This is a genomic window from Actinocrinis sp., assembly GCF_035605935.1.
GTDB lineage: Bacteria > Actinomycetota > Actinomycetes > Streptomycetales > Catenulisporaceae > Actinocrinis.
Genome location: NZ_DATNGK010000270.1, coordinates 17670 through 41964, shown reverse-complemented (window position 1 = coordinate 41964; position 24295 = coordinate 17670). Strand labels below are relative to the sequence as shown.

General features: G+C 69.3%; 26 protein-coding genes. 20 read left to right on the top strand and 6 right to left on the bottom strand.

Annotation, left to right across the window (positions count from 1 at the left end):
* Positions 1-473: 473 nt before the first annotated feature.
* Complete coding sequence (locus VN779_RS21980) at positions 474-1361, bottom strand: IclR family transcriptional regulator (RefSeq protein WP_325726382.1); 888 nt, start codon at positions 1359-1361, stop codon at positions 474-476.
* Positions 1362-1567: 206 nt separating this feature from the next.
* Between VN779_RS21980 and leuC the strand changes: the two genes are divergently transcribed.
* The 4 genes from leuC (at position 1568) to VN779_RS26570 (ending at position 4978) form a co-directional block, all read left to right on the top strand.
* On the top strand, positions 1568-3007 hold the full coding sequence (leuC, locus tag VN779_RS21975) for a 3-isopropylmalate dehydratase large subunit (RefSeq protein WP_325726380.1): 1440 nt from the start codon (positions 1568-1570) through the stop codon (positions 3005-3007).
* A gap of 3 nt (positions 3008-3010) precedes the next feature.
* Positions 3011-3610 carry a 3-isopropylmalate dehydratase small subunit gene (leuD, locus tag VN779_RS21970; RefSeq protein WP_325726378.1) on the top strand — a complete coding sequence of 200 codons (600 nt, stop codon included), beginning with the start codon at positions 3011-3013 and terminating at the stop codon, positions 3608-3610.
* Positions 3611-3780: 170 nt separating this feature from the next.
* A complete protein-coding gene (locus VN779_RS21965) occupies positions 3781-4092 on the top strand; it encodes a hypothetical protein (RefSeq protein WP_325726376.1) in 312 nt (103 codons plus the stop codon).
* Positions 4093-4339: 247 nt separating this feature from the next.
* Entirely contained in the window at positions 4340-4978 is a 639-nt protein-coding gene (locus tag VN779_RS26570; RefSeq protein WP_349260888.1) for an HU family DNA-binding protein, read from the top strand.
* A gap of 338 nt (positions 4979-5316) precedes the next feature.
* Here VN779_RS26570 and VN779_RS21955 read toward each other — a convergent pair whose 3' ends face one another.
* Both VN779_RS21955 and cofC read right to left on the bottom strand, forming a co-directional pair.
* Positions 5317-5523 carry a hypothetical protein gene (locus VN779_RS21955; protein WP_325726374.1) on the bottom strand — a complete coding sequence of 69 codons (207 nt, stop codon included), beginning with the start codon at positions 5521-5523 and terminating at the stop codon, positions 5317-5319.
* Positions 5524-5579: 56 nt separating this feature from the next.
* Positions 5580-6218 (bottom strand): 2-phospho-L-lactate guanylyltransferase, encoded by a 639-nt coding sequence (cofC, locus tag VN779_RS21950; RefSeq protein ID WP_325726372.1) that lies wholly within the window; start codon positions 6216-6218, stop codon positions 5580-5582.
* Positions 6219-6409: 191 nt separating this feature from the next.
* Here cofC and VN779_RS21945 point away from each other — a divergent pair, with 191 nt between their 5' ends.
* Genes VN779_RS21945 through VN779_RS21935 form a run of 3 tightly spaced genes read left to right on the top strand, consistent with a single transcriptional unit; the run spans position 6410 to position 9445 of the window.
* On the top strand, positions 6410-7246 hold the full coding sequence (locus tag VN779_RS21945) for a lysophospholipid acyltransferase family protein (RefSeq protein WP_325726368.1): 837 nt from the start codon (positions 6410-6412) through the stop codon (positions 7244-7246).
* Complete coding sequence (locus VN779_RS21940) at positions 7243-8247, top strand: NAD(P)H-dependent glycerol-3-phosphate dehydrogenase (protein ID WP_325726366.1); 1005 nt, start codon at positions 7243-7245, stop codon at positions 8245-8247. Before VN779_RS21945 ends, VN779_RS21940 begins: the two co-directional genes overlap by 4 nt.
* Before the next feature lie 37 nt (positions 8248-8284).
* Positions 8285-9445: a D-alanine--D-alanine ligase family protein gene (locus tag VN779_RS21935; protein WP_325726364.1), complete on the top strand. Its 1161-nt coding sequence runs from the start codon at positions 8285-8287 to the stop codon at positions 9443-9445.
* Here the strand turns inward: VN779_RS21935 and VN779_RS21930 are convergent.
* The gene (locus VN779_RS21930) at positions 9442-10080 is read right to left on the bottom strand and encodes a DUF3515 domain-containing protein (RefSeq protein ID WP_325726362.1); all 639 of its coding nucleotides are present in this window, start codon (positions 10078-10080) and stop codon (positions 9442-9444) included. The genes VN779_RS21935 and VN779_RS21930 overlap by 4 nt on opposite strands.
* Position 10081: 1 nt before the next feature.
* Entirely contained in the window at positions 10082-10315 is a 234-nt protein-coding gene (locus VN779_RS21925) for an Lrp/AsnC ligand binding domain-containing protein (RefSeq protein WP_324841305.1), read from the bottom strand.
* Between the two features lie 293 nt (positions 10316-10608).
* On the opposite strand from VN779_RS21925, the gene VN779_RS21920 reads away from it, so the two are divergent.
* Both VN779_RS21920 and thiD read left to right on the top strand, forming a co-directional pair.
* The gene (locus VN779_RS21920) at positions 10609-11559 is read left to right on the top strand and encodes a thiamine-phosphate kinase (RefSeq protein WP_414639737.1); all 951 of its coding nucleotides are present in this window, start codon (positions 10609-10611) and stop codon (positions 11557-11559) included.
* A 19-nt stretch (positions 11560-11578) separates the two neighbouring features.
* Positions 11579-12355: a bifunctional hydroxymethylpyrimidine kinase/phosphomethylpyrimidine kinase gene (gene thiD, locus VN779_RS21915; protein ID WP_325726358.1), complete on the top strand. Its 777-nt coding sequence runs from the start codon at positions 11579-11581 to the stop codon at positions 12353-12355.
* Between the two features lie 95 nt (positions 12356-12450).
* Here thiD and rpmB read toward each other — a convergent pair whose 3' ends face one another.
* Positions 12451-12639 (bottom strand): 50S ribosomal protein L28, encoded by a 189-nt coding sequence (gene rpmB / locus VN779_RS21910; RefSeq protein WP_325726356.1) that lies wholly within the window; start codon positions 12637-12639, stop codon positions 12451-12453.
* A 247-nt stretch (positions 12640-12886) separates the two neighbouring features.
* Between rpmB and VN779_RS21905 the strand changes: the two genes are divergently transcribed.
* The 11 genes from VN779_RS21905 to VN779_RS21855 all read left to right on the top strand — a co-directional run bounded on the left by VN779_RS21905 (position 12887) and on the right by VN779_RS21855 (position 24271).
* Positions 12887-14716, top strand: coding sequence for a DAK2 domain-containing protein (locus tag VN779_RS21905; protein WP_325726354.1), 1830 nt, complete (start codon positions 12887-12889; stop codon positions 14714-14716).
* Between the two features lie 11 nt (positions 14717-14727).
* Entirely contained in the window at positions 14728-17100 is a 2373-nt protein-coding gene (locus VN779_RS21900; protein WP_325726352.1) for an ATP-dependent DNA helicase RecG, read from the top strand.
* A 67-nt stretch (positions 17101-17167) separates the two neighbouring features.
* Positions 17168-17779: a 16S rRNA (guanine(966)-N(2))-methyltransferase RsmD gene (gene rsmD / locus VN779_RS21895; protein WP_325726350.1), complete on the top strand. Its 612-nt coding sequence runs from the start codon at positions 17168-17170 to the stop codon at positions 17777-17779.
* 170 nt (positions 17780-17949) lie between these two features.
* A complete protein-coding gene (gene coaD / locus VN779_RS21890; protein ID WP_349260889.1) occupies positions 17950-18426 on the top strand; it encodes a pantetheine-phosphate adenylyltransferase in 477 nt (158 codons plus the stop codon).
* A 204-nt stretch (positions 18427-18630) separates the two neighbouring features.
* The gene (locus tag VN779_RS21885) at positions 18631-19584 is read left to right on the top strand and encodes an ATP synthase F0 subunit B (RefSeq protein ID WP_325726344.1); all 954 of its coding nucleotides are present in this window, start codon (positions 18631-18633) and stop codon (positions 19582-19584) included.
* Positions 19585-19721: 137 nt separating this feature from the next.
* Positions 19722-20369 (top strand): YceD family protein, encoded by a 648-nt coding sequence (locus VN779_RS21880; RefSeq protein ID WP_325726342.1) that lies wholly within the window; start codon positions 19722-19724, stop codon positions 20367-20369.
* Positions 20370-20560: 191 nt separating this feature from the next.
* A complete protein-coding gene (gene rpmF, locus VN779_RS21875) occupies positions 20561-20734 on the top strand; it encodes a 50S ribosomal protein L32 (protein ID WP_325726340.1) in 174 nt (57 codons plus the stop codon).
* Between the two features lie 19 nt (positions 20735-20753).
* Positions 20754-21485 carry a ribonuclease III gene (rnc, locus tag VN779_RS21870; RefSeq protein WP_325726338.1) on the top strand — a complete coding sequence of 244 codons (732 nt, stop codon included), beginning with the start codon at positions 20754-20756 and terminating at the stop codon, positions 21483-21485.
* Positions 21469-22332, top strand: a complete 864-nt coding sequence (gene mutM / locus VN779_RS21865; protein ID WP_325726336.1) for a bifunctional DNA-formamidopyrimidine glycosylase/DNA-(apurinic or apyrimidinic site) lyase — start codon at positions 21469-21471, stop codon at positions 22330-22332. Before rnc ends, mutM begins: the two co-directional genes overlap by 17 nt.
* An 11-nt stretch (positions 22333-22343) precedes the next feature.
* Positions 22344-23702, top strand: a complete 1359-nt coding sequence (gene folC, locus VN779_RS21860; RefSeq protein WP_325726333.1) for a bifunctional tetrahydrofolate synthase/dihydrofolate synthase — start codon at positions 22344-22346, stop codon at positions 23700-23702.
* A 125-nt stretch (positions 23703-23827) separates the two neighbouring features.
* A complete protein-coding gene (locus VN779_RS21855) occupies positions 23828-24271 on the top strand; it encodes a DUF4233 domain-containing protein (RefSeq protein WP_325726331.1) in 444 nt (147 codons plus the stop codon).
* Positions 24272-24295: the final 24 nt, after the last annotated feature.

Here is a 24295-nt window from a genome sequence, read left to right as displayed (position 1 = left end):
GGGAGCGAGGCGGACCGGGGCGCCGTCCGGTCCGAACCGCGTGGCGGTCCGAGCGTCAATCGGCCGGGCGCGCGGGCAGGGGAGAGATGCCGCCGCGCGTGATCCGGGGATTAATACAGTGGACTAGACCAATTCAGAGGTCAAGAGTTCGGCGCGGGCTTTTCCCGTCAATCTGCGCGCCGATTTCGCGATCTACCTGCGCATCATGCCCGCTGTTCGCCGCGCAGAGGTCTAGAGCGCCGCGCCGATAACGCCTCGTTGAGCTTCACTTAGGGCACGCGCGTACCGCTCAGGACGCGATCGCGCCGCCGTGCACGGGAATTATGGAGGCGCGGGTGATCAGCGCCGTCCGGCCACAGCAGTTCGAGGGCCATCGGCATGCTCGAATTCCGCTGTGGCCGGCCAAGGCGTGGTGTAAGGACGCGGAAGCCCGTCCGGATCGCGCCACCCGAATTCGCGCAAGGCCGTCGCGGTCAGGAGCCGCGCTTGACCGCCTCGGACAGCCGCGCCGCCGCCTCGACCACGGCCTCACCGTGCAACTTGCCGGGCTGACGAGTCAGCCGCTCGATCGGTCCGGAGACGGAAACCGCCGCGATGACCCGGTTGTTCGGTCCGCGCACCGGCGCTGAAACCGAGGCGACACCCATCTCGCGCTCGGCCACCGACTGCGCCCAGCCGCGCCTGCGCACGCCCGCCAGCGTCGTCGCTGTGTAGCGCGCGCCCTGGAGGCCGCGGTGCATGCGGTCGGGTTCCTCCCAAGCGAGCAACACCTGTGCGCCAGATCCCGCGGCCATGGGCAGCGCCGTGCCGACCGGGACCGTGTCGCGTAGCCCGGAAAGCCGCTCGGCCGCCGCCACGCACACACGCATGTCGCCCTGGCGCCGGTACAGCTGCGCCGACTCACCGGTGATGTCGCGCAGATGCGTCAGCACCGGCCCGGCCGCCGCGAGCAGCCGGTCCTCGCCCGCCGCGACTGCCAGCTCGGAAAGTCGCGGGCCGAGGATGAAACGGCCCTGCATGTCCCGCGAGACCAGTCGGTGGTGCTCAAGCGCCACGGCGAGCCGGTGCGCGGTCGGCCGGGCCAAGCCGGTCGCGGAAACCAGTGCGGCGAGGGTGGCCGGGCCTGCCTCCAGCGCGGAGAGCACGGCGGCCGCCTTGTCCAGCACTCCGACCCCGCTGGAACCGGAGTCGAGCGAACGGGCAGCCTCCGTCGAGCGCAGGCTGTCCGCCGGTCGGCCGTATGGGTCCGCGGTGCGGCCGGGATCCCCGGTGCGGCCCGATTCTGCTGCTCTGGCAAGCGGATCCAGGGCGCGGGCCGGATCCACGGTGCGGAGGCTGTCCACGGAGCGGGCTGTGTCCATGGAACGATATTGCCATCTCAAATCACGAGACACAAATGCGATGGCCATTGAGACGGTGCCAGGCTCGTACCACCGACCGAGTTCGACGAGCGCAGCGCCGGAGATTTGGGCGTCGATCCGCCGAGCAACCGGTGCGACTGTGCCTATCGCCCATCGCCGGGACAACCCCAACGGCGGGGCCGGCGAAGCCGAAGGAGAGAAAACCGATGGCAGCCAATGCCGCAGGGTCCGCGGCCGCCAGGGGCCGCACCCTGGCCGAGAAGGTCTGGGAGGCGCATCTGGTGCGCCGCGCCGAGGGCGAACCCGACCTGCTCTACATCGACATGCACTTCGTGCATGAGGTCACCAGCGCGCAGGCCTTCGACGGGCTCCGGCTCGCCGGGCGCCCGGTGCGCCGGCCGGATCTGACGATCGCCACCGAAGACCACAACACCCCGACCCTGGAGATCGACAAGCCGATCGCCGACCCGGTCTCCCGCACCCAGATCGAGACGCTGCGGCGCAACTGCGCCGAGTTCGGCGTCCGGCTGCACTCCCTCGGTGACGCGAACCAGGGCGTCGTGCACGTGATCGGCCCGCAGCTCGGTCTCACCCAGCCGGGTATGACCATCGTCTGCGGCGACTCGCACACTTCCACCCACGGCGCGTTCGGCGCGCTCGCCTTCGGCATCGGCACCAGCGAGGTCGAGCACGTGCTCGCCACCCAGACGCTGCCGCTCAAGCCGTTCAAGACCATGGCGATCAACGTCACCGGACGGCTGCGGCCCGGGGTGACCGCGAAGGACGTCATCCTGGCCGTGATCGCGAAGATCGGCACCGGCGGCGGACAGGGCTACGTGCTCGAATACCGCGGCGAGGCGATCCGCGAGCTGTCCATGGAAGGCCGGATGACGGTCTGCAACATGTCGATCGAGGCCGGCGCCCGCGCGGGCATGATCGCGCCCGACGACACCACCTTCGGCTACCTCAAGGACCGGCCGCACGCCCCGCAGGGCGCGGACTGGGAGGCGGCCGTCAACTACTGGTCCACGCTGAAGACCGACGAGGACGCCGTTTTCGACGCCGAGGTCGAGATCGACGCCGACGCGCTGACCCCGTTCGTCACCTGGGGCACCAACCCCGGCCAGGGCGCGCCGCTCGGCGATCGCGTCCCGGACCCGGCCTCGTACGCCGACCCGAACGAGCGCGCAGCCGCCGAGCGGGCGCTGGAGTACATGGGCCTGAACGCGGGCACGCCGCTGCGCGAGATCACCGTCGACACGGTGTTCGTGGGCTCATGCACCAACGGCCGGATCGAGGACCTGCGCGCCGCCGCCGAAGTGATCAAGGGCCGAAAGGTCGCCGAGGGTGTGCGGATGCTGGTCGTGCCCGGCTCGGCGCGGGTGCGTCTTGAGGCCGAGGCCGAGGGCCTGGACAAGGTCTTCGAGGCGGCGGGCGCGGAATGGCGTTTCGCGGGCTGCTCGATGTGCCTCGGCATGAACCCGGACCAGTTGGCGCCGGGCGAGCGTTCCGCCTCCACCTCGAACCGCAACTTCGAGGGCCGGCAGGGCAAGGGCGGGCGTACGCACCTGGTCTCGCCGCTGGTCGCCGCGGCCACCGCCGTGACGGGCCACCTGTCCGCCCCGTCCGATCTGCTGGAGGTCTGAGCCGTGGAAAAGTTCATCAGCCACACCGGCACCGCGGTCCCGCTGCGCCGCTCGAACGTGGACACCGATCAGATCATCCCGGCCGTTTACCTGAAGCGGGTTACCCGCACCGGTTTCGAGGACGGGCTGTTCGCCGCGTGGCGCAACGACCCCGAGTTCGTGCTCAACAAGCCGGAGCGGGCCGGCGCGTCGGTGCTGGTCGCAGGGCCCGACTTCGGCACCGGCTCGTCGCGTGAGCACGCGGTCTGGGCGTTGCAGAACTACGGCTTCAGGACGGTCATCTCCTCCCGCTTCGCCGATATCTTCCGCGGCAACTCGCTCAAGGGCGGCCTGCTGACCGTCGTGCTGCCGCAGCCGACCGTCGAGCAGATCTGGGAGCTGATCGAGGCCGATCCGAAGGTCGAGGTGACCGTCGACCTGGCGGCGCGCGAGGTGCGCGCCGGCGAACTGGTCGCGGCTTTCGAGATCGACGACTACACGCGCTGGCGGCTGATGGAAGGGCTCGACGACATCGGCCTGACCCTGCGGCACGTGGACGCGATCGGCACCTTCGAGACGGAGCGGCCGTCGTTCAAGCCGGTCACGCAGCCCATCCCGGCCTAAGCGATCAAGCAGCGTTAGCTGCGTCCGAGCGGCGCGTTGTACCGGCCACCACCGGTGCGACGCGCCGCTTCCGCATGGATCCGGCGGCGTTGCATCCGGCCGCGTTGGCGTCTTAGCACGGTGAGCAGCGCGTGACCGGAGCATGCGCCAACTCGGGGCACAATGGACGAGTGCAGGTGGAGCAGCGTGGCGCGGATCAGGACGGTGACGCTACCGGCCATGGCGCCGTGTCGTCCGCCGAGCTGTTCGATTCCGAGGAACTGCGCGAGCTTTCCGGCTATGCGCGACTGGCCGAGCTGCTGAAGGAAGCGCACGGCGTGTTGCGCGGAATGGATCTGGAACTGCCGGATCGCGCTGATTTCGTGAGGCGGCTGCTCGTCATCACCGCCGCATCCCGGCACGATCAGGATGACGCGATGCGCCGCCTCGAGCGTTTTTTGCGCGCAGTAGACGAGAAGCGCGGCGCCGCGACCGACCTATAGCGCATGTGCGCAGAACCCGGATAACGCCGCGCTAGAGGGCGATAGTCCGACTTCTCATGTTCCACCCTCGGTGGAAACCATTGCGACACAAGGGTGATTAGGGCCGTTGGTGATTGATTCGCCCGATTCATCGCTCTACGGTGCGGAAAAGGTCGTTACGACCGGAGGGAAATCCGGGAGCGGCGGCCCAGGTTTCCACCCGTGCGGCGCGTACCGCGCACCGCACCCATCCCCAAAGGGAAGCAACGTGAACAAGGCGCAGCTCATCGACGCGGTTGCTGAGAAGCTCGAGGTGTCGCGGCGGGCGGCCGGCGAAGCGGTCGACGCGGTACTCGACGGGATCACTGGGGCGGTCGTATCCGGTGAGAAGGTTTCGCTGACCGGGTTCGGCACCTTCGAGTCGGCCAGGCGGCCGGCCCGGATCGCGCGCAACCCGCGCACCGGCGATCAGGTCAAGGTGGCGGCGGCGACCGTGCCGAAGTTCCGCGCCGGGCAGGCTTTCAAGGACGAGGTCAACGGCGCCAAGAAGAGCGCCGCGGCGAAGAAGGCGGCCGCGGCCAAGCGCAGCACGACGGCGTCCGCGGCGAAGAAGACCGCAGCCCCCGCGCGCGCCACCGCCGCCAAGAAGGCCGCCCCGGCAAAGAAGGCCGCCGTGCGCAAGACCACCGCGACCAAGGCCGCCAGCACCCGCACCACCACCGCCAAGAAGGCCGCGGTCACCAAGGCCGCGGCTAAGAGCACCGCGAAGAAGTCCGTTACCAAGAAGGCCGCCGCGCGGCCGGTCAGCCGCAAGACCGCGGCGGTCGCCCCGGCGACCAAGACGGCGGCGAAGAAGACCGCGGCCAAGAAGGCGACCGCGAAGAAGACCGCCGCCAAGAAGCGCTAAGTACTGCTGACAAGCGGCCCGGGTATCGCGCGATACCCGGGCCGCTGTCTGCGGTATACCGTCATTTTTGACTTTGTGTTAGGGCGTGTTTTGGAGCTAGCGCCGGTTAAGGCCGCGGTGTCTGGCGGGTGCGATCGCAAGGCGGAGGGTCGTTCTCGTACCGGGCGTCCGTGGACGATCCGACAACGCAGCGAGCGTGCGTGGCAGGCGCCGCGGCCCAGGCGAAAGTTCCAAAACACGCCCTAGTTCGACGCTGGGTCAGATCCCGGTCCCGGTATCAGAAATCGCCGCCCCGCTCAGTGCGAAAGCCCCGGCGCGATTCGGTACCCGCAGCGAACCTAATTCGGCAGCGGCAGAGTGGCCAGAGTCAGCGCCGTGATCCGGCCTTCGTCATCAACGCGTAGCGCTACGCGTTGTCCGGGCCGCGCAATGCGTAGGCCGCCTGCGTCAAAGGCGGCCGCTTCATAAGCCAGCTCGGTTCCGTCGTCGAGAAGTACGGAGCCGCCCCTGGTCTCGGGGTCGAAAACGCGAACGGTCCCTTGCATGGGATGAGCGTAGTGCCCGGCTCGGGGTCGGCGCTGTAGTCGTCCGCTAGTCCGGATCAGCGCAGGGCGCAGTCCCCCACCCGGGCTGCACAGTCAAAAAGCTTGAGCGCGGCCGCGGTGTGCTGGCCCACTCCGAGCGCGACCGCGTCGTCCAGATCTTCCATGGTGTCCACATCACGGCGCAGGGACCGGCCCGCGCCGGCCAGTAGCAGCGCGCCGCTCGCCTCGTGGGCATACCGCGAGTTCACCCCGAAACGCGCGCCGAGCGTGCCGTGCACGTCCGAGAGCAACAACGTCGTTCCGCTGCCGGGGGCGTCGGCGACGAACGCCCGGCCGTCTGCGGCGGCGGCCAGCGCGTCGGTCAGATCCTCGGTGAGCAGGCCCGGCAGATCGGCGGTGAGGGCGGCGACGCGGCGGCGCGGATCGTCGGCCAGCGCGTGTATCCGGCCCGATTCGACCGCGCCGTTCAGGCCGCCTGGCGCATCGTCGGGCACGATCCGCGCGCCGAGCGCGCCCAGCCGTCGCGCGACCCGCTGATCACCGGTAACCACGAAGACCGCCGCCACCAATGGCGACGCGGCGGCCGCGGCGACCGTGTCACTGGCGAAGGCCAAGGCGAGCGCGGCGCGGTGTTCGACGGAAAGCGGGGACAGCCGGGACTTGGCGTCCGGCAGCCGCTTGACGGGAATCACCACTGACCACACCGGAAGATCTTCCCACGCCGCGGCGGCCGGGGGTGCGAGAGGGCGGCTGAGCTTGGCACCCGGGCTCCCGGCGCGGGAGACTGGAGCGCCTGTGCTCGGGCCGGTCCGTCCGGTCAACCGTCGAGCACGCAAAGCACCTAGCACCAATCCAGCAGCCGGCACTAACGGAAGAAGGATCGACGGTGGCCCGCGCATCGCGCCGCAATCCCCGGCCCGGGGCAGCGTTCACGTTCATCGAGGCGCTATGCCGGCCGCTGCTGGTGGTCCTGGTCAAACGGGACTGGCGCGGCATGCAGAACGTGCCGCGCGAGGGTGGGGTCATCGTGGTGGCCAACCACTATTCGTTCTTCGACCCGATCTCGGTCGGCCACTTCCTGGTCGCGGCCGGCCGCACGCCGCGGTTCCTGGCCAAGGCAGGGGTGTTCAAGCAGCCCACGCTCGGCAAGCTGTTCCGCGCGGCCGGCCAGATCCCGGTGTACCGCGAATCGCGCGACGCCGCGCTGGCGTTCAAGGACGCGCTCGCGGCGGTCGAACGCGGCGAGACGATCATCGTGTATCCGGAAGGCACGATGACCAAGGACCCGGGCCTGTGGCCCATGGTGGGCAAGACCGGCGCGGCCCGCATCGCCCTGCGCACCGGCGCGCCGGTGCTGCCGATCGCGCAGTGGGGCGCCCAGGAGGTTTTCGCGCACTACTCGAAGAAACCGGACTTCTTCCCGCGCAAGACCTTGAAGGTCACCGCGGGCGCGCCGATCGACCTGCGCGCCGAATTCGGCCCCGAGGTCACCAGCGAGGCGCTGCGTAAGGCGACTGTGCACATCATGGACGTGATCACCGGGATGCTGGCCGAGATTCGCGGCGAAGAGCCGCCGGCCGAACGGTTCGACCCGGACGCCGTGCAGAAGCCGGCGCCGGCTGCCGCGGCCGAACCCGCCGACGCAGGCGAAGCTACCGCCGAGCCCGCGGCCGAAACCGAGTCCGCCGCCGCGACCGCCACGGATCCGGGGGCGCAGGCGTGACCCGAGCCGCCGTCTTCGGAACCGGCAACTGGGGGACGGCTTTCTCCCTCGTGCTCGCCGACGCAGGCACCGACACCGTCCTGTGCGGGCGGCGCGCCGAGGTGGTCGAGCGGATCGAACGCGACCATCAGAACCCTGAATACCTCCCCGGAATCGCGCTGCCCGAGGCGGTGCACGCCACCACCGATCCGGCCGCCGCGCTCGACGGCGCCGACTTCCTCGTCCTGACCATCCCGGCGCAGAGCCTGCGCGAGAGCCTGACCCGGTGGGCGCCGCTGATCCCGCCGCAGACCGTGCTGGTCTCGCTGATCAAGGGGATCGAGCTTGGCACCTGCATGCGGATGAGCCAAGTCATCGCGGAAGTCACCGGGGCCGCGCCCGACCGGATCGCGGTGGTGAGCGGCCCCAACCTGGCCCCGGAGATCGCCGAGCGGCACCCGGCCGCGTCCGTGGTGGCCTGCGCGGACCAGGCCGTCGCCGAACGGCTCCAGAAGGCCTGCCACAGCCCGTATTTCCGGCCCTACACCAACACCGACGTGATCGGCTGCGAACTCGGCGGCGCGGTCAAGAACGTGATCGGCCTGGCCGCCGGGATCGCCGACGGCATGGGCCTTGGCGACAACACCAAGGCCTCGTTGATCACCCGTGGCCTGGCCGAGACCACGCGTCTCGGCATCGCGGCCGGCGCGGATCCGTTCACCTTCTCCGGACTGGCCGGGCTCGGTGACCTCGTGGCGACCTGTGCGTCCCCGCTCTCCCGCAACCATCGCTTCGGCAGCCTGCTCGGCGGCGGCCGCACGGTCGCCGAGGCGCAGCAGGAGGTGCGCCAGACCACCGAAGGTGTCAAGTCCTGCGAATCAGTCCTCGAACTCGCGCGGCGGCACGGGGTGGAGATGCCGCTGGTGGAGACCGTGGTCGCGGTGGTGCACGAAGGCCGCTCGCCACGCGAGATGCTGGCCGCGCTGATGGCGCGCTCGGCCAAGTCCGAGTCGCTCTACTGAGGAGTAGAAACGGCGAAGACGGTAAGGTCTCGTTGCTATGAGCGAGTCCCTGCCTTCCGTACCGCCTTCGTCGCAGCGCAGGATCCGGATCGCCGTGGTGTTCGGCGGCCGTTCCTCCGAGCACGCGATCTCCTGCGTCACCGCGGGCAGCGTGCTGCGTGCCTTGGATCCGGAGCGCTACGAGGTGCTGCCGATCGGGATCTCCACCGACGGCCGCTGGGTGCTGATGGCGGGGGAGGAAACCGCGCAGCTGGTGATCACCGGCGGGAACCTGCCGTCCCGGATCGACGAGACCAGCGGCGCGCTGGTCACCATGGCCGCGGACCCGACCGCCCGCGAGCTGACCGTGCACGAGCCCGGCTCGGTGCCCAAGGCGCTCGGCGAGGTGGACGTGGTCTTCCCGTTGCTGCACGGCCCGTATGGCGAGGACGGCACGCTGCAGGGCCTGCTGGACCTCGCGGGCGTGGCCTACGTCGGCTCGGGCGTGCTTTCCTCGGCGGTCAGCATGGACAAGGAGTTCATGAAGCGGCTGCTGGCGTCCGCGGGGCTGCCAGTCGGGCCGTATGTGGCGGTGCGACGCGGCGAGTGGCTCAGGAACCCGGAGGGCGTCGCGCAGTCGGTTGCAGGGCTGGGCTTCCCGGTGTTCGTCAAGCCCGCGCGCGCGGGTTCCTCTATGGGCATCTCGAAGGTGCACGGTCCTGAGGAGCTTGCCGCCGCGATCGAGGCGGCGCAGCGGCACGACCCGAAGGTCATCGTCGAGGCGATGGTGCAGGGCCGGGAGATCGAGATCGGCGTGCTGACCGGGCCCGGCGAGGGTCCGCGCACCTCGGTTCCAGCCGAGATCAAGGTGCGCGGCGGGCACGAGTTCTACGACTTCCAAGCCAAATATCTGGACGGCTCGACCGACATCGATCTGCCCGCGCAGTTGACCGAAGAGCAGTCGGCCGAGTTGCACCGGCTGGCGCTGGCCGCCTTTGAAGCGCTGGAGTGCGAGGGCCTGGCCCGCGTTGACTTCTTCCTGGCCGATGAGGGTCCCGACGCGCCGCCGCGCTGGCTGATCAACGAGGTCAACACGATGCCTGGATTCACGCCGACCTCGATGTTCCCGCAGATGTGGGCTGCGTCAGGGGTTTCCTACGCGCAGTTGGTGGACCGGCTCATCACCGAGGCGCTTTCCCGCCCGACCGGCCTGCGTTAGCGAGAAGCTGACGGGCCGGCAGACGCGGGCGCGCTCGCGCCCGCAGAGGCGGACGGCGACGCCGACGGGGATGCGGGCGCAGCGGAACTAGCTCCGGCCGCCGGTGAGGTGTCCGGGCCGGAAGCGCCGTCGTTGCGCGGAATCGCCTTGATGACGGCGGGGGACAGGTCGATGACCGCGCTCGTCTGCGGGCTGTAGGCGTTCGGCACGTCCACTTCGACGTAGACCGCGCGCTGCGCCGCGGTGAATCGGTAGCCGTCGCCGGTCTTCTCGATCAGCCAGGCCACGCCGTTGAAATAGCCCTCCTCGGCGGTCGGGTCATAGGTCTTCGATCCCGGACGCAGAATCTGTGGCTCCGGTACACCGCAGCGCAGCGTGATCGCCGGGTCGCCCCAGGCCGCGGTGAGCGGTGATGAAGGGCTGGTCCCGCGGCGGTTCTCGTTGTCCACACTCTGCGGCAGGGCCTTCGTCAGGGCAGCGCATTCCGATTGCGCGCTGGACGAGGTCGGCGTGGGCGCGGCGACCGCGACCGCGTTGCCGGAATTGAAAAGCAGCCAGACGGCGCCGCCGGTCAGGGCGGTCACCCCGAGCGCGGCGGCCGCCTGGATTGGTACCGGAAGCCTTGCGTACTGCACGTCAGAGCCGCACCACCGGACAGGTCAGGGTGCGGGTGATGCCGTCGATCGTCTGAATGCGGGCGACCACGAGCTTGCCCAGGTCGTCCATCGTTTCCGCCTCTGCGCGCACGATGACATCGTACGGTCCGGTCACGTCCTCAGAGTTGGTGACCCCCGTGAGACCGGCGATCTTCTGAGCGACCGCGGCCGCCCGGCCGACCTCAGTCTGAATGAGGATGTACGCCTGCACCATGCGGTCCTCCCTGCCCTCTATCCGGTTGGACTAGTGAGAGTAGTCAATTAGAACTATGCGACGGCGAAACGTTACCCGCCTGATACCTCTCCGGCGCAAGGGGGCGGCGGCGCGTTACCACCTGCGGGTGGCTATTAGAACGACCGCCTCGGTCGCTCTAAGCTTTGAAAGTGAGCGAACGGGCGGCTGAGCGAAGCGGCGAAACCGGTAAAGCGGACGCGCGAGGCCGCGGCGAGGCCGAGGGCGAAAACACGGCCACGTCCGCGCTCGATGCGCGTCATGCGCCCGAAACTCTGCGCGACGTCGGCGAATTCGGACTGATCGATCGGGTGGCTCGGCAAGCCCTGCAGAGCCCGACCGTGCTCCTCGGGCCTGGCGACGACGCCGCGCTGGTTGCCGCGCCGGACGGCCGCGTGGTCGCGTCCACGGACCTCCTGCTGCAGGGCCGCCACTTCCGCACCGACTGGTCCACCGCATACCAGGTCGGCCGAAAAGCCGCCGCGCAGAACCTTGCCGACATCGCCGCGATGGGCGCGGTCCCGACCGCGCTGCTGATCGGCCTCGCCGCGCCGGCGGATCTGCCCGTGACCTGGGCCCAGGAACTCGCCGCGGGCCTGGCCGACGAGTGCGCGCTGGTCGGGGTGTCGGTAGCCGGCGGGGACACGACGCGCGCCGACTCGATCATGATCGCGGTGACCGCGCTCGGCGATCTGCGTGGCCACGCCCCGGTAACTCGCTCAGGGGCCCATCCGGGGGACAGGGTTGCGATAGTCGGAGAACTCGGCTGGTCCGCTTGCGGCTACCAGTTGCTGGCAAGTGGCGCGGCCGGTCCGCAGAAAGCGCTGGCGAGGCACCGGGTGCCCGAGCCTCCCTACGCGCAGGGTCCGCTCGCAGCCGAGGCCGGCGCAACAGCGATGATCGACGTCAGTGACGGCCTGCTTGCGGACCTTGGCCATATCGCCCGCGAGAGCGATGTGGGGATCGACGTCGAACCGGGCGCGTTCGCGATTCCCGAACAACTTCGCACGACCGCAGACCGGCTCGGGATCGACCCGCTCGTGTGGATCCTTACCGGCGGCGAGGACCACGCACTTGCCGCGTGTTATCCGGCCGCGGCCGACATACCGCCGGGTTGGACGGTCATCGGCACCGTCCATAAGCGGTCCGCCGATCAGTCAGCGCCGCGCGTGACCGTGGCGGGTAAGGCGTGGATCGGAGCGCAAGGGTGGGATCACTTTGCCTGACGGGCGCAATCACCCGCGCGTGCTCGCGATCGCCGGCTCCGATTCAGGCGGCGGCGCGGGAATCCAGGCGGACCTGAAGACCATGCTCGCGCTCGGCGTCCACGGCATGAGTGTCATCACTGCCGTCACCGCGCAAAACTCCCTCGGCGTACACGGGATCTGGCAGTTGCCGGTGGAGGCCGTCGCCGCGCAATTCAGCGCTGTCGTCGACGACATCGGCGTCGACGCCGTGAAAGTCGGCATGCTCGGCGCAAAGGACGTGGTCGCCGAGGTGACGCGACTGCTTGGCACTCTGGATCCGGCCATACCCGTCGTCGTCGATCCAGTGGCTGTCTCGAAGCACGGGAACACGCTGCTCGCCGACGACGCCCTCGATGCGCTGCGCACGGAACTGTTGCCCCGCGCGACGATCATCACGCCGAATCTTGACGAGGCCCGCGCGCTCACCGGACTCCCGGTCACGGATCTCGAGGGGATGCGCGAGGCCGCGGCGAGGTTGTTCGACTTCGGCCCAGCATGGGTGCTCATTAAGGGCGGGCACTTGGGTTCGGATCGCTGCACAGACCTGCTGACCAACGGCCCGGACGAAATCACGCTTACGGCCACACGCGCAGAGAACCGCCACACGCACGGCACCGGATGCACGCTCGCCAGCGCGATCGCGTCCTATCTCGCACTCGGCCGCACAGTGCCCGATGCGGTACGAGCCGCGAAGCTGTACGTCACCGGCGCGATCACGGCCGGGTTTGCGCTCGGCGCCGGTATAGGGCCGGTGGACCACGGCTGGAAACGCTGACGCGCCAGGAAAACTCACCGGGCCGACTCGCCGCGCCGGCAACGAGAAGACCCCGCAGCCGTCGAGGACGGTGCGGGGCCTTGGGTCGTGCTTGCTTAGCGGCTGACCTTGCCCGCCTTCAGGCACTTGGTGCAGACGTTCTGACGCTTCGGCGTGCCGTTGGCCAGCGTGGTGCGCACCCGCTGGATGTTCGGGTTGAACCGGCGCTTGGTGCGGCGGTGCGAGTGCGAGACATTCATGCCGAAGCCCGGACCCTTGCCGCAGACATCGCAGGTGGCAGCCACGGGAGACACTCCAAAAGACAGTCGGTTACGTACGAGAGATTGTCACCGACGCCGTGCTGGCTCCGAAGCGGAGACGCGGACGCGGAAAGGCAACCTGGTCAGGGTAACCCAACCGGCCCGGCAAGAGCCAATCCGGTCCGTGTCCTACAACCCGGTCTAGCGGTATACGTGCACATAGGGCTCTGCGGTCCCGACCCATATCCTCGGGTACGGATGGTTTGCGACCCGGCGGACAGAGAGGCACAGCGTGCTTGAGACGCTCGACGGGCCGGCGGTACGACTGTGGGCCAGGGCCAGCCTGGCCGCGTTGGGCCGTGCCCGCGAGGAGATCGACGCGCTGAACGTCTTCCCCGTGCCCGACGCCGACACCGGCACGAACCTCTTCCTCACCTTCGAATCCGCGTGCGAAGGGCTCGACGCGCTCGATCCGGACGCCGAGATGCACGCTGGTGAAGCGGGAGCCGCTATTGCCCTTGGTGCGCTGGCCGCCGGTGCGCTCAAGGGCGCGCACGGCAACTCCGGGGTCATCCTCAGCCAACTGCTGCGCGGCCTCGCCGACGAGGTCGGTGCCGCGATCCGGGACGGGCAGCCGACCGGTCCACGGGTACTCGCCGCGGCCCTCGCCGACGCTGCGGAGCTCGCCTGGCAGGCGGTCGCCGCCCCGGCCGAGGGAACGATGCTGACCGTCGCCAGAGCCGCCGCCGACGCCGCGTGCGCCGTGGTGGACGGTACGAGCCTGCCGGGAGACTGGAACCTGGAACCCACCTTCGCCGCCGTCGCCGAGGCGGCCCGCGATGCCGCCGAAGCCGCCCTCGCCCTCACCCCTTCGCAACTCCCTGTGCTCGGCGAAGCGGGCGTCGTCGATGCCGGAGGCCGCGGTCTGTGCATCCTGCTCGACGTGCTGGCCGCGCTGCTCGGGGGTTACGACCCGACGCGTGCGGTAACAGTGGGACGTGTGCGTGGGCCACTGAAGCCGATCGGGATTATCAACGGAGCCGTGCGCGCCGCGCCGGTCTCGTCGCCGTCCCCGTCATACGAGGTCATCTACATGATGGAGACGAGCGAACCGCAACTCGCCCTGCTGCGGACCACGCTCGAAGAGCTCTGCGAACAAGGCGACGGCGACTCGCTGGTGATCGCGGGAGGTGATGGCGCCTATCGGGTACACATCCACGTGGACCAGCCCGGACCGGTTATCGAGGCTGCGATCCGGCTCGGTAAGCCCTATGACCTTCGCGTTAACGCGCTAACGGACTGCACCACCGACATGCGGAGGATTGACGCGCCATCGGACGGGCAGCTGACTGGAGCGCAGGCCGCCGAATCGCAGCCCGCCTCAGCCGGCCATGCCGCGCACTTCCGCGCCGCGCCGGGTCGCGCCGTGATCGCGGCGGCGCCCGGACCCGGCCTCGCCGAGCTGTTCGCCGAAGCCGGAGCTATCCCGCTGCCATGTTTCAGCGGGCGCCCTCCGACCAGCGCCCAACTCAGCCGAGCCATCGCGGAGGCCGGAGTCGAGGAGATCATCGTCCTGGTCAACGACGCGGAAGGTCTCGCCGCGGCGTCCGCAGCCGCTGAACAGGTGCATCGGGGCGGGTATGGCGTCCGCGTCGCCGTCGTACCGAGCAAGGCGGTCGTGCAGGGCATCGCCGCACTAGCCGTGCACGAGCCTGGACGTCGCTTCGACGCCGACATAGTCGCCATGACTGCCGCCGCCGGAGCCACCCGGCACGCAGCCCTCCAGATCGCCGCCGACGACGCCTGGACCATGGCGGGCGTCTGCCACGCCGGCGACGTCCTCGGCTTCATCGAGGGCGACGTCGCGTTGATCGCCCCGAGCCTGCGTGATGCGGCGCTCGCGCTGGTAGATCGCATGGTGTCGGCGGGCGGTGAGATGGTGACCTTAGTCACCGGCGACGGGCTCGACGAAGCTGCTGGCGGACCGGACGCAACACGACCGGACGCCGCGGACCTGATCGAGGCCGTGCGGCAGCGGGTACACGCGGCCAGGCCGGAAATGGATGTAGTCGCCTACCAGGGTGGCCAGAGCGGCTGGCCGCTACTGATCGGGGTGGAGTGAGCACGACTGGGATGAGCAGCGGGATCGTCGACCCTCTGGCCGAGCCGTTAAAGGACCTGGTCGGCGGTCGTACGGCAAAGGTGCTTGAGCGCAACCTTGAGCTGCGTACGGTCGGGGACCTGCTGCGTCACTATCCGCGGCGGTACGCCAAGCGTGGCGAGCTGACCGATCTGGCGAGCCTGGCGCTTGACGACTACGTCACCGTGCTCGCCGAGGTGGACAAGGTCGCCAAGCGCTCGTTCAAGGGCCGGCGTGGCTCGCTGACCGAGGTCACGGTCACCGACGGCACCTCCTCGCTCACGCTGACCTTCTTCAACCAGCCCTGGATCGAGCGCGATCTGCGGCCGGGGCGGATCGGCCTGTTCTCCGGCCGGGTCACCGAGTTCCGCAAGCACCGCCAGCTCGCCCAGCCCGAGTTCGAGGTGCTGAAAGACGACGAGGACGCCGACGCCGCGGCCGAGCGCTATGCGAACGAGCTGATCCCGTTCTATCCGGCGACTTCGGGCTTCTCGACCCGGAAGATCCAAGCCTGCGTCAGATTGGCGCTGGACAGCCTGAAAGACGTGCCCGATCCGCTGCCTGCGCGGGTCCGCGAGAAGCATCACCTGATGAGCCTGCGTGATGCGTTCGAGAACGTGCACCGGCCCGAGGAGCGGTCTGATCATCTGATCGCCAGGCACCGGCTGAAGTGGGATGAAGCGCTGCCGCTGCAAGTGGTACTGGCCCAGCGCCGCCGCGCCGCGCTCGCCCTTCCCGCCGTGCCCAGGCCGGTGCGCACCGGCGGCCTGCTGGACCGATTTGACGAGCGGCTGCCCTTCCAGCTGACGACCGGTCAGCGCGAGGTCTGCGGCCAGATCGAGCAGGACCTGGCGGCCACGCACCCGATGCACCGGCTGCTGCAAGGTGAGGTCGGCTCGGGCAAGACCGTCGTCGCGTTGCGCGCCATGCTCACCGTCGTCGACGCGGGCGGCCAGGCCGTGCTGCTCGCGCCCACCGAGGTGCTCGCCCAGCAACACCACCGCTCGATCCTCGACCTGCTCGGCCCGCTCGCCCGCGCCGGGCAGATCGACGGCGACCCCGACGGCACCCGCGTCGCACTGCTCACCGGATCGCAGGGAGCGAAGGAGCGCCGCGCCAACCTGCTCGACGCGGCGAGCGGAGCGGCCGGGATCGTGGTCGGTACGCATGCGGTGATCGAGGACACGGTCCAGTTCGCCGATCTCGGCTTGGTGGTGGTGGACGAGCAGCACCGCTTCGGTGTCGAGCAGCGCGACGCCCTGCGCGCTAAGGCCGAGAAGCCGCCGCATCTGCTGGTGATGACGGCGACGCCGATTCCGCGCACGGTGGCGATGACGGTGTTCGGCGACTTGGAGACCTCAGTCCTGGCGGAACTGCCGTTCGGCCGCTCGCCGATCTCGACCTTCGTCGTTCCGGCCGCGGATAAGCCGCACTACCTTGCCCGAACCTGGGGCCGGATTCGCGAAGAGGTCGCCGCCGGGCATCAGGCGTACATCGTCTGCCCGCGGATCGGTGACGGCGCCGAGACCGGCAGCGACGAAGCCGGCGGTTACGACGGGCAGGGCGCGGCGCAGAGCGACGAGCCGAAGCCGAAACGGCGCCGCGGCGCGGACGATCCGGACGCTGGCGGGGGCGGCGGTGCTACCGATGTGGACGAGCATGTCGGCGGCGGCGCCACGGAAACCGAGTCGGCGCTGGAAGGCCAGGCACAGCTTTCCTTCGACGACCTCGCCTCCGTCGCTCCGGCCGCCCGCCCGCCGCTATCCGTCGTCGACATGGCCCGGCAACTGACCGAGCATGAACTCGCGGGCCTGCGCGTCGGAGTGCTGCACGGCCGGCTGGCGCCCGAGGAGAAGGACTCGGTCATGACCGCCTTTGCGGCCGGCGAGGTCGACGTGTTGATCGCCACCACCGTCATCGAGGTCGGCGTCAACGTGCCCAATGCGACCGTCATGGCCGTGCTCGACGCCGACCGCTTCGGCGTCTCGCAGTTGCATCAGCTGCGTGGCCGGGTCGGCCGCGGATCGGCGCCAGGGCTCTGTCTCCTCGTCACCGAGGCTCCGGCCGACGCGCCTGCCCGCGAACGGCTCGACGCGGTGGCCGGCACCCTCGACGGCTTTGAGCTCTCCCGCATCGACCTGGAGCAACGCAAGGAGGGCGACGTGCTCGGCGCGAGCCAGTCCGGCCGCCGCTCCTCGCTCAAGCTGCTGCGTGTTTTGCACGACGAGGGCCTGCTTCGCGACGCCCGCGACGCCGCGACCGCCCTCGTCGAACGCGACCCAGAGCTGACTACCGAACCCGCGCTCGCCGCCGCCGTCGCCGCACTGGTCACCTCAGATCAGGCAACGTTCCTGGAGAAGTCTTGAGGGAGAACGACCTCAGCTCGCCTCGTCGATACGCGTTCAACCGGCGGCTACCGGCAGAATCGGCTCCATGACACGCATCATCGCCGGGAGCGCTCGGGGGCGTCGCCTTGCCGTGCCTGACGGACGCAGCACTCGACCAACGTCCGACCGCACCCGCGAGGGACTGTTCTCCGCGCTCGACGCCGCCCTCAACGGCTTCGGCGGCTTGCGTGTCCTAGACCTCTACGCGGGCTCCGGAGCAGTCGGGCTCGAAGCGCTGTCGCGCGGCGCGTCCGCTGCCCTGCTGGTCGATTCGGATCGCGCGGCGACCCGCGTCATGCACGCCAACCTCGACACGCTTGGGTTGCCCGGCGCGAGCGTCGCTAGCGATCGCGTTGAGCATTTAGCTGCGAAGCCGTGCCCTGACGAGCCCTACGACTTGGTCTACCTTGACCCGCCGTATGCGATGCCTGCCGACGAGTTGGCCTCCGTGCTGGTCACGCTCGCGGACAACGGCTGGATCGCCTCCGGCGCGATGATTGCCGTCGAGCGTGCGTCCCGCGGTCCGCAGTGGCTCTGGCCTGCGGGCTTCAACGCGTTAAGGTCCCGCGCATACGGCGAGGGCACGGTCTGGTACGGTCGCCGCCAAGTCAGCTCGCAGCATGCGGACGGGGCGGCGGCGAAAGACCGGCGGCGGTGAAGCGAAGCTTCTCTCCCGACGCCGGGCTACAGCCGCCCTGAGGCCCCGGCCGGATGCTACGAGCAAATTAGACGCTGCGCGCTGACTAGACACAGCCACTGACTAGGTGTTCTGCCGACGACGACAAGGACCGTCTCGTGGACAACCCCGGCCTCCCGGAGAAGACGACGATGTGCCGCGTGGTCTGTCCGGGCTCCTTCGACCCCGTCACCAATGGTCACCTCGACGTGATCGGCCGGATGTCGCAGCTGTTCGACGAGGTCGTCGTCGCAGTGGGCAAGAATGCGGGCAAGAACGGCCTGTTCAGCTACGGCGAGCGGATGGACATGCTGCGTGAGGTGACCTCGCACCTGTCCAACGTCAAGGTCGAGGTCTTCGACGGACTGCTGGTCGACTTCTGCCTCGAGCGCGGCATCCGGGCCATCGTCAAAGGGCTGCGAGCGGTCGGGGACTTCGACTACGAGCTGCAGATGTCCCAGATGAACCACCGGCTGGCCGACGTCGAGACCCTTTTCGTGGCCACCAACCCGCTCTACAGCTTCCTTTCCTCCTCGTTGATCAAGGAGGTCTGCGCGCTCGGCGGCGATGTCGCGGGCCTGGTTCCCGACGCCGTGTTGGAGCGCTTGATCGAACGTCTGCGCAAGTAATGCCGCGCTGAGCTGCGTGATACGTGACCGGTACATGACGGTACGTCATATCTTTACCGGTTCTTTGCGGCTTTCCCGGCGATAGGGCCATTCACGGCAGTCCGCACATTTCCGGCGCGGCACTCGCGCACTGAGCCGTACGGGGTACCGTTGGCGGGACGCCCGCTTCCGGGCGCCGCCCGTGAAACAGGGAGTGCCAGTCCGGTGGACGTGAATGCCAAGATCGACGAACTCATCGAGATCGTGGAGAGCGCACGCGCAATGCCGATGTCGGCCTCGTGTGTGATCAACCGCGCTCAGGTGCTCGAGCTGCTCGACGACCTGCGGCGGGGGCTGCCGGAAGAGATGGACAAGGCCCGCCGGGTGCTCGCCGACCGCGAGTCCGTGCTCGAAGAAGGCCGCCGCGAAGCCGAGCGGCTGCTTGAGCGCACCCGCAGCGAGCGCGAGTCGATCATCGGGAACACCGACATGTCCCGGGAGGCGCGCGGCGCGGCCGAGCGGATGCTGGCCGAGGCCAGGCGCGAAGCCGAGCAGATGCGCGCCGAGGCCGAGGACTGGGTCGACCAGAAGCTGGCCAACTTCGAGGTGGTGCTCACCAAGACCATCCAGGCGGTCGGCCGCGGCCGGGAGAAGATGCGCGGCAGCACCAACCCGATGGACGAGCTCGGCCGGCACGTCGAGGAGCAGGACGCGGTCACCGAGGAGCGGCGCCGCTCGCGGGACTTCTCCGGCGGCGAGAGCGGCTTCGACGGGTACGAGAGCCAGGAATTCACCGTGAACGCGTTCGCCGAGGCGGAGCGCCCATACGAGCAGAACACCTATGGCGATGAGGCGTACCCGGAGCGGCAGGGCGACTACGCGGCCGCGGGCGCGTACGGCTCGGACCAGCACGACGGCTACAGCTACGAGCAGGGTGCGTACGACCAGGGCGCGGCTCACGGGTACGGCACCGGTGAGTTCCACACCGAACCGCAGCAGGGCGGTGGCTACAGCCCCGAGTACGGCGACGAGTACGCCCAATCCGGGCAGTACGGTCAGCCGCCGGCGCAGCGCCAGGGCCCGCCCTCGCAGTACCCGGCCGACGAGACCTCGTACTTCGACACCGGCCTGATCGACGTGCGCCAGTTCCAGCACGACAACAGCGGCTACAGCCGCTAAGACTCCGGGTAACCCCAGTCCGCTGCGCGCTGAGCTGGGCCGTTCCTTGAACGGCCCAGCTTTTTGCTAAGCTGGACGGCCGGTTCCGCTTCGTCGGGCCGCCTGCTCCGCCACCCCTCTTACCGCTGGAAGTCGTCATGCCTGCCGCACCAAAGCCACGCCGTCTCGACGCGCGGTCCCCGTTCGTCTTCGACGTGCGGGAGCTCGGCCGCCGCGCCGGCGCGATGCGCGAGTTCGACCGCGACCTGCCGGCCGCGGATCTGCTCAACGGTGAGAAGGCGGCCACGCTCGACGGCCTCTACTCGGCCGAGGGCGCGGACCTGCGGCTCACCCTGCGGGTCGAGTCGGTGGTGGAGGGCGTACTGGCCACCGGAGAGGTTTCCGGTTCGCTGGTCGGGGAGTGCGTGCGCTGCCTGGACCCGGTCGAGGTGGAAGTCGACGCCGAGTTCCAGGAGCTCTACTACTACGACTTCGAAAACCTCACCGCCGAAGAGGCGGAGGAGGCGCAGCTCGTGGTGGAGGACCTGATCGACGTCGGCCCGCTCGTGCACGACGCGGTGATGCTGGAGCTGCCGCTTCAGCCGCTGTGTGACGAGGACTGCCCGGGGCTGTGCGCGCAGTGCGGCGCCAGGCTGGCCGATGACCCGGATCACGGGCACGAGACGGTAGACCCGCGCTGGGCCGCCCTAAGCAGTTTGACTCAGGGCGCATTAGCTCAGGGTGGCGGGAGCCAGGCCGGCCCGAACTCCGCCGAGCCCGGCCAATCGGGCGTGAACGGCGGGTAAATCAGCAGTACGACGCAGTAGGTAAGTACCAGTCGGCGCTGTCCAGTACAGTCGTCGGAGCACTATCGGAGCCGGTCTGCCTTTCGACGGCTCCGAGCAGCAGCGCGAGCACTGTAAAATCGCAACAGTTTTTCCCTACTCGCTGGCGGCTTGGCGGCCTGCAGCGGGCGATGACCAGGAGAGTTCGAACCGTGGCCGTTCCGAAGCGCAAGAAGTCCCGCAGCCGCACCCGCTCGCGGCGTGCCCAGTGGAAGGCCGCGCCGCTGACCCTGGTCGCTTGCGACCGTTGTGGTGAGACCAAGCTCCCGCACACCCTGTGCGAGAACTGCGGCACGTACAACAAGCGTCAGGTCGTCGCCGTCTAACGGCCGGCGGGAGCCGTTCGTGACCGATTCCCAGGTGCCCCCGGCCGTGCTGGAGCAGCGGCTCGGCGTTCCGCTCGATGCGAAGTTGCTCGAGCGTGCGCTGACCCACCGTTCGTTCAGCTACGAGAACGGGAACGTGCCGACCAACGAGCGCCTTGAGTTTCTCGGCGACTCGGTGCTCGGGCTTGTCGTCACCAGCACGCTGTACGACACACACCCAGATCTGCCCGAGGGGCAGCTGGCCAAGTTCCGCTCGCACGTGGTCAACTCGCGCGCGCTCGCGGACGTGGCCCGCTCGCTCGGGCTCGGGGAGTTTCTGCGCCTGGGCAAGGGCGAGGAGGCCACCGGCGGCCGGGACAAGTCCTCGATCCTCGCCGACACCATGGAGGCGCTGATCGGCGCGGTCTATCTGGACCACGACCTGGAGACCGCCGGGGGCTTGATCCACCGGCTCTTCGACGGGCTGATCGAGGCGTCCGCCGGCCTCGGCGCGGGCCTGGACTGGAAGACCTCGTTACAGGAACTGACCGCCGAGCACGGACTCGGCGTGCCGGTGTACCTGGTCACCGAGGACGGCCCGGACCACGACAAATTCTTCGAGGCCCGGGTCCGGGTCGCGGACAAGGAATACCCGTCGGGCCGTGGCCGCTCGAAGAAGGTCGCCGAGCAGATCGCCGCCGAGCACGCCTACCGGGCGATCCGCGCGGTGTACGGCTCGGCAAAGGCGGAACCTGATGCCGGAGCTGCCTGAAGTCGAGGTCGTCCGCCGGGGCCTGGAGCGCTGGACCGCGGGACGCACGGTCGCGGCGGTCGAGGCACTGCACCCGCGCGCGATTCGGCGGCATGTCGCCGGCCCGGACGACTTCGCGGCCAGACTCGTCGGCCGCACCCTCGGCGTGGCGCAGCGCCGCGGCAAGTATCTGTGGGTGCCGCTTGGCGAGGACGAAGCAGTACTTGGCCACCTCGGCATGAGCGGCCAGCTGCTCATCCAGCCGATCGGCGCCCCGGATGAAAAGCACCTGCGCGTGCGCATCACCTTCACCGACGACGGCCCGGAACTGCGCTTCGTAGACCAGCGCACCTTCGGGGGCCTGTCGCTCGAAGCGCTCAAGGACGGCGTTCCGGCGACGATCGTGCACATCGCCCGCGATCCGCTGGACCCCGGGTTTCAGGACGCGAAGTTCCTCGCCGCGCTGCGGGCCAAAAACACCGGCGTCAAGCGCGCACTGCTCGATCAATCGCTGATCAGCGGGGTCGGCAACATCTATGCCGACGAGGCGCTATGGCGCGCTCGACTCCACTTCGACCGGCCCGGGACCTCGCTCACCCTGCCCGAGGCCAAGCGGCTGCTCACTGCCGCGCGCGAAGTGATGGCCGAAGCGCTCGCGGTGGGCGGTACGTCGTTCGACGCGTTGTACGTCAACGTCAACGGCGAATCAGGCTACTTCTCCCGCTCGCTCAACGCCTACGGCCGGGCCGGACAGCCCTGCGGCCGTTGCGCGACCCTGATCACCCGTGTGGCCTTCATGAACCGATCCTCGTACTTCTGCCCGCGCTGCCAGAAGGCCGCCGGTCAGAACCTAGTCGCGCGATCGTAGAGAATTACCGCATGAACGTGCGGCGGGACGACATCGAGGCGGAGTACCGGGCGGTCGAGGGCGAGCTGCTAGGGCGCTGGCCGGAGACCAGACTCGAGCCGTCAAGGGACCGGATCGAAGACCTCATGGACGTGCTCGGTTCGCCGCAGCGCTCCTACCCGGCGATCCACATCACCGGCACCAACGGCAAGACCACCACCGCGCGGATGATCGACGAGCTGCTGCGCGCGCTCAACCTGCGCACCGGCCGCTACACCAGCCCGCACCTCGAGGAGATGCGCGAGCGGATCTGCCTGGATGGCGAGCCGATCAGCCGCGAGCGCTTCGTCGAGGTGTACCGGGATGTGCAGCCGTTCGCCGAACTGGTCGACAAGCGCCAGCCCTTCCCGCTCTCCTTCTTCGAGCTGATCACCGGCATGGCTTACGCGGCCTTCGCGGACGCCCCGGTGGACGCCGCGGTCGTCGAGGTCGGCCTCGGCGGCACCTGGGACTCGACCAACGTGATCGACGGGCAGGTCGCGGTGATCACCCCGATCTCGCTTGACCACACTCATCTGCTGGGCGACACCGTCGAGGACATCGCCTGGGAGAAGGCCGGAATCATCAAAGCCGAGGCGCTGGTCGTGCTGGCCCAGCAGCCGCTGGAAGCCGCGCAGGTGCTGCTGCGGCAGGCCGCCGAGGTTGGCGCCACGGTGGCCCGCGAAGGCATCGAGTTCGGCGTGATGGACCGTCAGCTCGCGGTCGGCGGCCAGCAGCTCGTCATCAAGGGTCTATCGCAGGAGTATGACAACGTCCATCTCCCGCTCTATGGCGCGCACCAGGCGCACAACGCCGCCTGCGCCATCGCCGCCGTCGAGGCGTTCCTCGGCGCGGGCCAAGGCGGCGGCACGCTCGAGCCGGAGATCGTACGCGAGGCCATGGCCGCCGTGCGCTCGCCAGGCCGGCTCGAGGTGGTGCGCCGCAGCCCCACCGTCTTGATTGACGCGGCGCATAACCCTGGCGGCGCGCTGGCCACCGCGGAGGCGATCGCCGAGGAGTTCGCCTTCGACCACCTGGTCGGCGTCGTGGCCGCGATGCGGGACAAGGACGTGCGCGGCGTGCTTGAGGCCTTCGAGCCGGTGCTGGACGAGGTGGTGCTCACGCGCAACTCGACGCAGCGCGCGATGCCCGTAGCCGAGCTGGCCGCGGTCGCCGCGGAGGTCTTCGGCCCCGAGCGGGTCATCGCGGTCGACCGGCTCGACGACGCGATCGAGCGGGCAGTGGGCTTGGCCGAGGAGGGGGTGGCGGACGCCTCACTCGGCGGTACCGGCGTCCTGATCACCGGCTCCGTGGTCACCGCGGGCGAAGCCGGGCGGTTGCTGCGGCGCTAAACACGGCCTAGGGCCTCGGCAGGCCACGTGTAAGCGGTAGCGCCGCGGCTGCTTCAATGGAGGTTCAAGCGGCCGGCAAGGTCAGCGACGGACACTGAACCAGAAAGGGCGATCCGATGCGCCGGATGGCCGCCTCCGTACTCGTCTTCGAGGCGTTCATCGCCCTCTTCTTCGGTCTCGTCGTCGGGAAGCTGCACCCTTCCGACGACTGGATCGTCGCGGTAGTGCTCGGCGTCGTGTGCATCCTGCTGTCCGGGATGATGCGATACCGCTGGGCCTACGGCGTCGGCTGGGCGCTGCAAATCGGCTTCATCGCGGCCGGATTCCTGGTCACCGACATGTTCGTGCTCGGCGTCATCTTCACCGCGATCTGGTGGGCCGGCCTGCACTTCGGCGCGAAGGCGGAGCAGATCAAGGCGCAGCGGATGGCCGAGCACGAGGCTAGGACGCAGCAGGCCGAACCCGCGGCGCAGCAGGCCGAAGCCGAGGCCGAACCCGCGGCCGAGGCGCCGGATTCCGCGGCCGACGAGCGAACTTCTACAGAGCGTCCTGGAGTGAAGACCCGCTGATCGGGGTCATACCATCAAGGGAAC

Coding starts and splice junctions, on each gene's coding strand:
- coaD (WP_349260889.1), top strand. CDS start 17,950: ATGTGCCGCGTGGTCTGTCCGGGCTCCTTCGACCCCGTCACCAATGGT.
- VN779_RS21855 (WP_325726331.1), top strand. CDS start 23,828: ATGGCCGCCTCCGTACTCGTCTTCGAGGCGTTCATCGCCCTCTTCTTC.
- folC (WP_325726333.1), top strand. CDS start 22,344: ATGAACGTGCGGCGGGACGACATCGAGGCGGAGTACCGGGCGGTCGAG.
- rsmD (WP_325726350.1), top strand. CDS start 17,168: ATGACACGCATCATCGCCGGGAGCGCTCGGGGGCGTCGCCTTGCCGTG.
- leuC (WP_325726380.1), top strand. CDS start 1,568: ATGGCAGCCAATGCCGCAGGGTCCGCGGCCGCCAGGGGCCGCACCCTG.
- mutM (WP_325726336.1), top strand. CDS start 21,469: ATGCCGGAGCTGCCTGAAGTCGAGGTCGTCCGCCGGGGCCTGGAGCGC.
- VN779_RS21955 (WP_325726374.1), bottom strand. CDS start 5,523: ATGCAAGGGACCGTTCGCGTTTTCGACCCCGAGACCAGGGGCGGCTCC.
- VN779_RS21935 (WP_325726364.1), top strand. CDS start 8,285: ATGAGCGAGTCCCTGCCTTCCGTACCGCCTTCGTCGCAGCGCAGGATC.
- VN779_RS21980 (WP_325726382.1), bottom strand. CDS start 1,361: ATGGACACAGCCCGCTCCGTGGACAGCCTCCGCACCGTGGATCCGGCC.
- VN779_RS21900 (WP_325726352.1), top strand. CDS start 14,728: ATGAGCAGCGGGATCGTCGACCCTCTGGCCGAGCCGTTAAAGGACCTG.
- VN779_RS21925 (WP_324841305.1), bottom strand. CDS start 10,315: ATGGTGCAGGCGTACATCCTCATTCAGACTGAGGTCGGCCGGGCGGCC.
- VN779_RS21880 (WP_325726342.1), top strand. CDS start 19,722: ATGCCTGCCGCACCAAAGCCACGCCGTCTCGACGCGCGGTCCCCGTTC.